General features: G+C 56.6%; 9 protein-coding genes. 4 read left to right on the top strand and 5 right to left on the bottom strand.

The genetic code is table 11. The annotated features are described in order from the left end of the window. Positions 1 to 135: 135 nt before the first annotated feature. Positions 136 to 1,128 carry a helix-turn-helix domain-containing protein gene (locus AC2FFE_RS11345; RefSeq protein ID WP_480550866.1) on the top strand — a complete coding sequence of 331 codons (993 nt, stop codon included), beginning with the start codon at positions 136 to 138 and terminating at the stop codon, positions 1,126 to 1,128. Here the strand turns inward: AC2FFE_RS11345 and AC2FFE_RS11340 are convergent. Further along, positions 1,125 to 2,024: a LysR family transcriptional regulator gene (locus tag AC2FFE_RS11340; protein WP_496846671.1), complete on the bottom strand. Its 900-nt coding sequence runs from the start codon at positions 2,022 to 2,024 to the stop codon at positions 1,125 to 1,127. The genes AC2FFE_RS11345 and AC2FFE_RS11340 overlap by 4 nt on opposite strands. 97 nt (positions 2,025 to 2,121) lie before the next feature. Here AC2FFE_RS11340 and glyA point away from each other — a divergent pair, with 97 nt between their 5' ends. Further along, complete coding sequence (gene glyA / locus AC2FFE_RS11335; protein WP_496818785.1) at positions 2,122 to 3,432, top strand: serine hydroxymethyltransferase; 1,311 nt, start codon at positions 2,122 to 2,124, stop codon at positions 3,430 to 3,432. A gap of 273 nt (positions 3,433 to 3,705) precedes the next feature. Beyond that, a complete protein-coding gene (locus AC2FFE_RS11330; RefSeq protein WP_496846670.1) occupies positions 3,706 to 4,206 on the top strand; it encodes a hypothetical protein in 501 nt (166 codons plus the stop codon). Positions 4,207 to 4,493: 287 nt separating this feature from the next. Here AC2FFE_RS11330 and AC2FFE_RS11325 read toward each other — a convergent pair whose 3' ends face one another. Continuing rightward, positions 4,494 to 5,600: a TIGR03032 family protein gene (locus tag AC2FFE_RS11325; RefSeq protein ID WP_496846669.1), complete on the bottom strand. Its 1,107-nt coding sequence runs from the start codon at positions 5,598 to 5,600 to the stop codon at positions 4,494 to 4,496. Positions 5,601 to 5,993: 393 nt separating this feature from the next. Between AC2FFE_RS11325 and AC2FFE_RS11320 the strand changes: the two genes are divergently transcribed. Further along, on the top strand, positions 5,994 to 6,893 hold the full coding sequence (locus tag AC2FFE_RS11320; RefSeq protein ID WP_496846668.1) for a type IV pili methyl-accepting chemotaxis transducer N-terminal domain-containing protein: 900 nt from the start codon (positions 5,994 to 5,996) through the stop codon (positions 6,891 to 6,893). A gap of 160 nt (positions 6,894 to 7,053) precedes the next feature. Here AC2FFE_RS11320 and AC2FFE_RS11315 read toward each other — a convergent pair whose 3' ends face one another. From AC2FFE_RS11315 to AC2FFE_RS11305, 3 genes are all read right to left on the bottom strand, one after another. Then, positions 7,054 to 8,076, bottom strand: a complete 1,023-nt coding sequence (locus tag AC2FFE_RS11315) for an aspartate-semialdehyde dehydrogenase (protein ID WP_496818789.1) — start codon at positions 8,074 to 8,076, stop codon at positions 7,054 to 7,056. A 112-nt stretch (positions 8,077 to 8,188) separates the two neighbouring features. After that, positions 8,189 to 9,226 (bottom strand): glycosyltransferase family 4 protein, encoded by a 1,038-nt coding sequence (locus AC2FFE_RS11310; RefSeq protein ID WP_496846667.1) that lies wholly within the window; start codon positions 9,224 to 9,226, stop codon positions 8,189 to 8,191. A gap of 22 nt (positions 9,227 to 9,248) precedes the next feature. Then, entirely contained in the window at positions 9,249 to 10,421 is a 1,173-nt protein-coding gene (locus AC2FFE_RS11305; protein ID WP_496818791.1) for an MFS transporter, read from the bottom strand. Positions 10,422 to 10,539 lie beyond the last annotated feature (118 nt).

Here is a 10,539-nt window from a genome sequence, read left to right as displayed (position 1 = left end):
TCATATGCACATGCCCCCCAATGACCGAATACATCGAAGCCGCTGAATAAAAACATCCACCCCCAAAGGGGGAGTACCCACAGGTAGCAGAGCGCTTCCCGCTCTCTACCACTCAAACCAGAAGTGTCATGACATATGAAACACTACGTCCTGCGTAACGAACCCGAAAACAAGGCAAACGCCTTTGCAGCGGTGTCTGAGCGGGTTCAATATGTTGATGTCATTTTGCACCCGAATGCATCCCGCGCGACGGCAGAGCTGGCGTTGGATTTCTACCGGGCTCTGAACGGTTTGATGGAAAATCAGCGCTATGTTATCACTCTGCGTGCTCTTGCCGAGGATAAGGTCGGTGGGCCGTTGTATTGGGCCGGGCGGACGGCTGTTATCTGGGGGGATCTGGAGGACAGTTGGAATCTGAGCGGCTCGCAAAAACATTGGGCGACCCAGGTGCTGAACCTGGCGCCCCGCGTCATTCTGGTTGGGGGCGCTGTGATGCTGCTGGCCCAGGCCAGCGGGTGTGACGGGCATATTGCAGCGATACATTCCAGTTTTCAGGCGGCAGCGTCAGAGCAGGGCATAAGAAGTTGCGGTGCCTCAACGTATCTTTCACCCAACGGGCGATTGCACAGTGCCAATACCCGCATCAGTGCCCTGCGTTTGCTGGCCGATTTTGTATCGGGTGATCATGGCGAGCATCTTGCGGATGCGGTACGCAGATATGTTGGCCTGGATGAGCCAAAACAGGCAATAGAGAGCCAGACCGCCAATCGGCTTATTCGCAGATCAGGTGGGGATGAACTGGTCATTCTGACGCTGGCGACCATGCTGGAGCATATCGAGGAGCCTCTGAGTATCACTGACCTTTCAAAGGCAGTGGGTGCTTCGACCCGTCAACTTCAGAGACGATACCTGTGTAAAACCGGTGCGACGCTTCTGCATACGTATAAAGAGCTTCGGGTAGAGAGAGCTATTGACCTGCTGAGACAGACCGACATGTCGTTGGTCGAAATTGTAGCTGCGACCGGGTTTTCCTCACGCGCAGCCATGTCGCGTGCCCTGTTTGAACAATGCGGATCGCGGCCAGAGGATATCAGGACCCGCCGCTATCTCGGATATGCTGCCGGTTAGCTAAACCAACCTTGGCGCTGGTTCGGATCGGTTCCACACAGCCGATCGATGACGTGATCGATTTCCGGGTGGCATCGGGACCTGTGTGGACGTTCGATCACCAGGGCTTTGCCGGTTTTGTGACTGTGTTCAGACACACGGCAGAGCTGCTGCGCATCCAGTGCCTGCGCAACCAATGCGGCATGCCCCATAAGCACACCCGCACCTGATTTTGCCTCTTCGACCGCCAAAGCGTAAAGAGAATACCGAGGGCCGCGTGCCGGATCGCCGATGTCGATACCGGTGGCGCCTGACCATGCTGGCCAATCGCTGTCCCAGGTCTGATCGTGCAGCAGCGGCGCCGTTGAAAGATCGATACCCTGCGCCAGCTTAGGCGAGCAAACCGGAAAGATGATGTCGTCTTCGACGATGATCTGATCTTCGGTTTCGTCGGGCCGCGATATGAAGATGGACAAATCAAACAGATCCCTGGACAGGCTTGGGGGGTTCTCCATCGCCGTGACGGATATGTTCAGATTGGGATGCAGGTCACGCAACCGACCCAGACGGGGCGGCAACCAAAGCTGCGCGACCGATGGCAGTGCGGCAATGTGAACTTCGGGGTTGGGTGCCAGATTACGCAGATTTTGGGTTGCAGCTGCCAGAAGATCGAAAGCCTGTGTGAAATCCTCGGTCAACAAACGACCAGCGGTAGATAATGAAACGCCTTGTGCGCTGCGTTCAAACAGGCTGGTGCCGGACCACGCCTCAACAGCTTTGACATGCTGTGACACCGCGCCTGCGGTGACACCCAATTCCTCCGCTGCCGCAACGAAACTGCCCAGACGGGCGGCCGCCTCGAAGGCGCGCAATGCGTTCAGGGGTGGCCCTTTGGGTCGTCGGGGAAGAACCGCCATGCGTTAGCCTTAGTTTTTCTAGGGCAAGAAATAGCAGAACTGATTTGCATTGTCATGCAGACCGTCCATTCTGAAGCCGAGCAAGGAGTATGCAGCAATGACAATAGACATAAGATCCTGGGTCCCGGACGCCAGTGAAACGCTTGTGCAGCAGATCGCAGCGACCACCGCGTGCAGCACCTCGGCCGTATTGCTTGACCGGATCGAAGACCTGGCGAACCGGAACCGCGAGATTCATGAGAAAGAGTGTTTCAACCTCAATCCAGCCACCAACGTCATGAACCCGAGGGCCGAGGCGCTGCTGTCTTCGGGTATCGGGTCGCGCCCTTCGCTTGGATATCCGGGCGACAAATATGAGATGGGCCTTGAGGCCATCGAAGAGATCGAGGTGATCGCAACCCAGCTTTGTGCAGAGGTTTTCAACGCACGTTTCGCTGAAATCCGCGTGCCGTCGGGCGCGATTGCAAACCTTTATGGATTTATGGTCACGTGCAAACCGGGTGACACGATCATCGCACCCCCTGCGTCGATTGGCGGGCATGTCACGCATCATGTGGCGGGCTGTGCGGGTCTGTTCGGGCTGCGCACCGTTGAAGCACCGGTTGACGCAGATGGATACACCATCGATCTGGATCAATTACACGCCATGGCGAAACGCGAACGACCCAAACTGATCACGGTTGGGGGTAGCCTCAACCTGTTCGAACATCCCGTGAGAGAGATACGTGTCATCGCCGATGAGGTGGGTGCCAAAGTGATGTTCGACGCCGCACATCAGTGCGGGATCATCGCAGGCAAGGCGTGGCGTGACCCGCTGGCCGAAGGCGCGCATCTGATGACAATGAGCACCTACAAAAGCCTAGGCGGCCCTGCCGGAGGGCTGATTGTCACCAATGAGGCTGATCTGGCCGAGCGGCTGGACGCCATTGCCTTCCCCGGAATGACGGCCAATTTCGACGCGGCGAAATCGGCTGCACTTGCGGTCACGATGCTGGATTGGCGCGATTTCGGGGCCGACTATGCGGCACAGATGATCGCAATGGCCCAGGGGTTGGCAGAACGCCTGAATGACAATGGCGTACCTGTCTTTGCTAGCCAAGGGGGTTTCACCTGCTCCCACCAGTTTGCTGTATTGGCTAACGCGTTTGGCGGTGGGCAAACCGCGTCCAAAACCCTGCGGCAGGCGGGTTTTTTGGCCTGCGGCATCGGCCTTCCGGCGCCAGAGGTGCAGGGCGACATGAACGGCTTGCGCATAGGCACCCCGGAACTGGTAAGATGGGGCATGACCACGGATCATGCAGACAGGCTGGCCAACCTGATCGCGCGCGGCCTGGCGGGCGATGACGTAGGTGCCGAGGTTTGCGACTGGCGGAAAAGCTTTGACAGCCTATCCTTTGTTCATGCGTGAAGCTTGATGTTCATATAGGCGACAGAGCCAGTATGATTTCACCTGCCGCGTGAACCGGTTTCATGATCGATGCAGTGCGTCATGCATTGCCAGCCCAAACGTCAAACACTTTCGGCCGAATGCCCCTGAAGAACTAAATACGACAAAAATCTGCGGCTAAGCAACCGCGTGGCTAGTTGATTGAAAATCCCAAAAAACTGAGCTCTGTTCACAATACCCAAAGCCGTCACGTTCCTAGGTTGGAAATGTAACAGCAAGATAAGGAGATCAAAAATGGAACGTTTCGGCACACTCAAAAAACACATCGTTGCACCGGCACTGGTGATTGCACTGACAGCAGGATCTGCCATAGCAGGGCCGGACCACTACGCCGCCGCTGGTCATCATGGCGCCAAAATCAGCCACTCGGAAACATCACGTGGCACGGCGCATGAAGCAACGGATATGACAACAACCGTTACTGGGAAAATTGTTAACCTTATTGCCAACCTCTCTCCATTGGAAGCAACGCAAGATGAGAGTAGTTCCAAGGTCGCTCCAACCTTCAGCGGCTACACTTTCAATCATGCCACAACGCCTTCTCCGCTTGAGACCATGCAGGATGCGGGTTCCGGTATCGTCGATACAAGTGGGAAACTGATACAATCACATAAAGCCAGCGGTGATTTCTACTTGGACGGCGAGACGCATTTCCAGTCCGCGCCCAGAGCCCAACACAACGGCTATGCCGATACCAACACACAGGTTGGTGATACTGATGGAACCATCAAATAGGACGCCGAACAGAAGGTTCTAGACATGTCAGGAAGTAAGTACCTCGATGCGATTGCGGAAGCCGCTGGCGGCGTCCTCAAATTCAGACAATGGCAAGACAACCCAAACAAACCGCCGATCGGGCGCCCTTAGATAGCAATGCAATGGAACTAGGTTTCTGAATCCAAGGTGGCGATGTCAATTCATTGACCTCGCCACCTAAATGCCATTCTGGATGTGTAGTCGACTCCTTGCTTTGTTTCGCGTGACGTTCAACATATTGGTTGTGCGGCAGGCGTAGAGTTGAGTTACCTTTGCGAAGCCGGCGTAGCGGCTGGCCCTGATTCATCCCAAGTGATCAGGTTTGCCGCTTCAGTGCTGCCGGGGCTGACCGTCATTGGTGTTGCAAATCCTGGGATGATCTCGACATCATAGAGCTCAGTTATGGCACCATCGATGCGAAACCAGTCGACACAGGTGCCGGTTGCAAGATCGATGATCTGTAGGCCGCACCAGGCGTCGCTGTCTGCGGCATCCAGCCGATCTGCCAGCTGCAGCCCCTCGAACCGTTTGTAGCGTGGCTTGGACAGACCGACGAAAGCATATCCCTTGTAGAACCGCAGCCCGCGCAGGAAACCCGGGCAAAAGACAACCGATTTGAACTGTCCGGGTGCCTCGCCCTCCAACCCGTCCACATAGCCAAGCTCGCCGGTGCCAGAGTTCAGAAGCCATAGCTTGCCATCATACCAGCGGGGGGAATGCGGCATCGATAGGCCCTTGCACACAACTTGGTTGTTCTGGACGTCAATGGCCACGCCTCCGTCAACGCGGCGATCTCTCCACCCGTCAATTGTGTTGGATTGGGATACGGCGGTGACATAGGCGGGCTGGCCGTCGCGCATGGCCATCCCATTCAGGTGGCACCGGTCCTCATCCACGATCTGAGTAATAGATGGCGGGGTCCAGACAGGTACGAAGCTGTGGCGCTTCGATAGAGTCGACAGGCAGTTGAAACGGGTGTTCACAAAGACGGGCGCGCCATCTGTATCCAGCCCGATATCATGCACATCCAACTCACCAACACTATGTATAACCCGAGGTATAAAACAGGCATCGAAGACGTTGTTGATACGCTCATGCGGGGCGAGAATGTTCTCGAACCTCAGAATCTGAGCACCCCCGGCCAGTATCAGCCCGCCTTGGCCATCATAATGCAGCCCCATGGGTTTTGGCATGGCCGACTGGTGCACATGCAGCGACCCGCCGGGATCGCGCCCCAGATGATACAATAGCCCGGATTGATAAGATGAAAACGCAAGCGCGCATTCCAATCGCGCCAACCGATCCACCAAACCACGGGACTGGCTGTATTCTACGGTGCCCTGTTGGTCTTGTTCAGTGGTGGTGTTCGTCATGGGGTTACTCGGGGCCTTCTGTTTGAGCCGATATGGTCGATTGCGGGCCTGAGACTTGTCCAGACCACTTGATTTCTAAACCCGCGCCCGTTGAATGCAACAACAGGGGTTTTAGGATGGTGCACTCGGCACGGCGATTTCCCAACAGAAAAACCTGTATCTGACAAGCTGATAGCGCGACCTCTTGAAATCAACCTGCGTACAAGTGGAAGGGTTCTTGGTGGCCGAAACCCAGGCCGGACTCACTGTCCGATCTGATCGTCTAACGCGTTAACTTGCTGATCTCAGGCGCGAAAAGCCACTATATTTTCTTATTTTTAACATTCCTCTGGGACATTTGGCGCGCTTCTTGCTCGAAATGCATATGCAAAATCAGCAGGACTAGGTAAAAAAATGAGTATCGATCGCCGTGTTTTCGTCACTGGAGCGTTGGGGCTTGGGCTATCAGCATTCTTGCCGGTTGGGGGTTACGCGCTTGCCATGGCGGCAGGTCAGGTGGCGCACCGCATTTTGGCCGCTGAAAAACTAAGCTTTCTGAGCGAGAAAGTCGCAAAAGCCACTGTATTGCTGAGCATGGGCGCCGAAGCCGACAAAGCTCTGACCGAACTACAGCAAGCGCATGATGACTTTGACGATATCCTGCTCGGTTTCAAAGAGGGCAAGGGATCGTCGGGCATTGATCGCGAACGGTTCTACTCGGTCAACAAAGCGCTTGAGGAAGTCGCCGCTTTGTGGGCGCCCTATCGGATCGCGGTCGAGGATATTGTCGCCGCCAAATCCGTGAGCGATGCGCAATTGACCATGATTGTGGGCGATGTGGAACCTCTGGAAGAGGCCAGCCACGTGGTCGTTCGCAAGCTGGAAGCAGCTTATGGCGAGGTCGATATCGAACCGTCCATGGCTCTGGCCCTGGAGTTTGCGGGTCGGCAGCGGATGATCACGCAGAAAATCTGCAAGGAAATCGCCCTGGCCGCGACAGGAAAAGACACGGCCGAGCATCATGAGAAGTTCAAAAAGAACGCCGCGAAGTTTGGCAAGATCGTCGACGCGCTGATCGATGGCGGCAATGACTATATCAAGATGTCCACGCCCCCAAGCGACGCCTCGCTTACGGCGTTGAAGCAGGTAAAAGCCTATTGGGCCGAGCTTCAGCCGACTGTCGAAGCCTTGAGCGCCGCAGATGTACCCAGCCTAGATGACGTCGTGCATTTCTGCGCTGAGATGGATGTGCTTGAGAACGAATCCGAACGGGCAGTTCTGTTGTATGAGGACGCCATCAAGATCGGGTCCTGATCAGGCTTGTCCGAAACTGGCGGTTTAATGAACATCTTCACACTCAACAGATTTTGCACACCGCAGTTTGAATTGGCGCATTTATTGCGCGTTCAGACAAAAAAAGAAGCCCCGCAGGTGATGCTGCGGGGCTTCGTATACTCTGGTCGGGGTGAATTGCTTACCCCTTTTTCAGAACCTCGCGGCCCAGAAGCTCGGCAATCTGAACTGCGTTCAGCGCAGCGCCTTTGCGCAGGTTGTCCGAGACGCACCACAGGTTGATGCCGTTCTCGATGGTTGAATCCTGGCGGATGCGGCTGATGAACGTGGCGAAATCACCTGCGCATTCGATCGGTGAGACATAGCCCCCCGCTTCACGCTTATCGATCACCATGATGCCCGGGGCTTCTCGCAGGATGTCGCGGGCTTCGTCTTCGTCCAGGAATTCCTCGAACTCGATATTCACGGCCTCGGAATGGCCAACGAAAACCGGAACGCGGACGCAAGTGGCCGTGACTTTGATCGACGGGTCGACGATCTTTTTGGTCTCGACAACCATCTTCCACTCTTCCTTGGTCGAGCCGTCTTCCATGAAGGCGTCGATCTGCGGGATGACGTTAAACGCGATCTGCTTCTGGAATTTCTTCGGCTCAACTTCTGTTGTGGGGTTGTAGATGGCTTTGGTCTGATCCCAAAGCTCATCCATGCCCTCTTTGCCCGCGCCCGAAACCGACTGATAGGTCGAAACAACGACGCGCTTGATGCGCGCGCGGTCATGCAGCGGCTTCAGCGCCACAACCATCTGCGCGGTCGAGCAGTTGGGGTTGGCGATGATGTTCTTGTTCTTATAGTCGTGGATCGCCTGCGGGTTACATTCCGGCACGATCAGCGGAATGTCCGGGTCATAGCGATAAAGCGACGAGTTATCGATGACCACACAACCCGCTGCGGCCGCTTTGGGGCCATAGGTCTTGGTTGCGTCCGAGCCAATGGCAAACAGCGCCATGTCCCAGCCGGTGAAGTCGAATGTGTCAATGTCCTTGGTGGTCAGTGTCTTGTCGCCAAATGTCACCTCAGTTCCCAGCGAACGACGGCTTGCCAGAGCGGCAATTTCATCGATCGGGAACTGGCGTTCCGCCAGGATGTTCAGCATTTCGCGGCCCACATTACCTGTGGCGCCGGCGACAACGACGCGATAGCCCATTTCATGTCTCCAAAGTTAAGGACGCGCGTTCATAGCCGCGTTGCAGCAAAGAAAAAAGAGCTTTCGGATCGGTTTTCGGCGAATGACGCGGATTTGAGGCGTTCACCGCACTCTAATCTGCGTCCAGCAGAGATCGATAGACCTTTACGATGGCTTCGGCCTCGCCTTCGATTCGAAAATTCCGCTCCACATGGGCGCGGGCGGTCTGTCCAGCGGTGGCCAGTTGCGCAGGATCGGACAGCATCTGGTTCAGAGCCTCTGCCAATGCCGGGGCATTATCCTTTTCAACCAGCCGCCCGGTTTCGCCATCTTTGATCTGAGCGCTAAAGGCGCCCACGCCATGACAGGCGATGGCCGGCACGCCTGAGGACATGGCTTCCAGCGGGGTCAGGCCGAACCCTTCGTGGCGGGCGGGGGCGACGAACAGATCGAGGGCGCGGTAGGTTTCGACGATCTCCCCCCACGGGCGTTCGCCCAGGAAATGCACACGGCCGCCCAGACCAGCGGCTTGCAGTTTCGCCTGCTGTTCAGCCTGAAACGCTTCGAATTCGCTGGTGGCGCGACCGGTAAAGATGATGTGGGCGTCAGGGTGGTTGGGCAACACGCTCAGCGCAGCATCGACCAGCAGATCGACGCCTTTCTGCGGGCGTATGCGTCCGAAACAGCCGACTAGCGTGCCATTTGGTAGGCCTAACTTATTGCGCAGCTCTTGTTTGTCTTTGGCAGGATGGAACAGTTCGGTGTTCACGCCATGCATGATGACGGTTGACGGGTGTTGCAGAAATGAGGCCGCTTGCGGGGTTGTCGCAATCAATGCGTCCATTTGCGAGATCAGTTTCTTGGTGAACCCCGAATGATCCCGCTGCGCGGCAGATGTGAACAGCAGTTTCAGGTTGCGCCGAAGGATTTTACGCAGAAAAAGGCCCATCAGCATTTCGGTGTTGCGCCGGGCATGCCAGACCCGGCGGGTGCGGTTCGACAGGAACGGAACCTTGATCAGGCGGATATGGGGCAAGTCATCCGGCAGCCCCGGCCCGGAGGCGACGATTCCGATCATCTTTTTCTGAATCGGAAGCAGGCGAATGACCGTGGTGGTGACCCCGGAAAGGCTGTGTTTCAGGTTGGGTGCGATCACCTCGATGTCCTGCACGGGCCGTCCCTCCGGTTTCTAATCAGTCCACACTGTCCCGGCTGAATAGATAGATCACGCAGCCAATGGCAAGGGTCACGGCGAAAAAGCTGAAGATGGCGAGATAAGGCACGGTCGCTCCGGCGGCAACGTTGGCCGCATGGATGCGACCCGTCGCGAATTGTGCAATGCCGACGCCGCCGATTCCAAAAAGGTTCAGCAAGGTGACACCACGTCCAACCAGATGCGGCGGCACAAAGGCGCGACCATGGGCCATGATCACCGGAAAGCTGGCCCCCAGAAAACCCACAACTGCAAGCAGTAAAATCGAAACCCAGATCGCGCTGTCGACCCACAAGCACAAGAGAACCAGCGCGGCAGCTGCCAGCGCATTGCCGCCGAAGATCACCCATTTCCGCGTGCCCAGAATGCGATCCAGCGGACCATATACGAAGGTTCCTGCAATCATCGCTGCCCCCATAACAAGTGTCGCAGTGCCGATCTGGGTGGTGCTGAGCCCAAAGACATCGTTCAGATAGGGACCGGCCCATAATCCACGCAGCGCGGCCGATGGCGCGTACGCCACCAACATCAGCGGCAGGATCAGCCACAAAGCGGGTTCTTTAAGCAGGTCCAGAACCGATCCCTTGTGCTCGGTTTCAACCTTGGCTGGGTCGCGTACACTGACCCAGATGCCAAGGGCAATTACCCCAGAAATCACGGCCAGCCCCAGCAGGGTGGCACGCCAGCCCAGCAGTTCAGCCGCAAGAGCAGTTGGGTAGGAGGCGACCAGATTACCCACCGATCCCACGCCCAGCATCACCGCGGCAAGCGTGGCAAACCGGGCCGGAGGGTATTCGCGTGCAAATATGAAATACGATGCCATCAGAACCGGAGAGCAGCCAACCCCAATCAGCGCCATTGCGACGCTGATGTGAACGGCGGATGTGGCCAGGGCAAACACGGTTGCCCCACCTGCGCCGCCAACCAGCAAGAGTGCGGCTGCGGTCAGGCGCGGGCCAACCCGGTCCAGCGCCCAGCCGACCGGGATTTGCATGGCCGCAAAGACCAGAAACCAAAGGCCCGAGGCGAAGGCCAGATCTTCGGGCGTGGCACCGATGTCGCGTTCCAGATCAAGGCTGAGGACCGCGAGGAACGCGCGAAAGAACTGGCTGAGGACATAGGCCAGACACAGTACAACCAGCCCAGATTTCATCTAACGTTCCCTTCAAATCTTGCGATCACTCTCTGGCATGTTGTGGTAAAACGCACAAGCGCGTGTAGAATGTTGCAGGTAACTGACATTGATCACGTTTGAGCTATCTGAACATTCA

It is taken from the genome of Ruegeria sp. YTSA168, from assembly GCF_059610045.1.
This window is presented reverse-complemented; position numbering and strand designations above follow the sequence as displayed.

Bases quoted from the DNA above. Each gene is read 5' to 3' on its own strand.
- AC2FFE_RS11345 (WP_480550866.1), top strand. From the start codon at position 136: ATGAAACACTACGTCCTGCGTAACGAACCCGAAAACAAGGCAAACGCC.
- AC2FFE_RS11340 (WP_496846671.1), bottom strand. From the start codon at position 2,024: ATGGCGGTTCTTCCCCGACGACCCAAAGGGCCACCCCTGAACGCATTG.
- glyA (WP_496818785.1), top strand. From the start codon at position 2,122: ATGACAATAGACATAAGATCCTGGGTCCCGGACGCCAGTGAAACGCTT.
- AC2FFE_RS11330 (WP_496846670.1), top strand. From the start codon at position 3,706: ATGGAACGTTTCGGCACACTCAAAAAACACATCGTTGCACCGGCACTG.
- AC2FFE_RS11325 (WP_496846669.1), bottom strand. From the start codon at position 5,600: ATGACGAACACCACCACTGAACAAGACCAACAGGGCACCGTAGAATAC.
- AC2FFE_RS11320 (WP_496846668.1), top strand. From the start codon at position 5,994: ATGAGTATCGATCGCCGTGTTTTCGTCACTGGAGCGTTGGGGCTTGGG.
- AC2FFE_RS11315 (WP_496818789.1), bottom strand. From the start codon at position 8,076: ATGGGCTATCGCGTCGTTGTCGCCGGCGCCACAGGTAATGTGGGCCGC.
- AC2FFE_RS11305 (WP_496818791.1), bottom strand. From the start codon at position 10,421: ATGAAATCTGGGCTGGTTGTACTGTGTCTGGCCTATGTCCTCAGCCAG.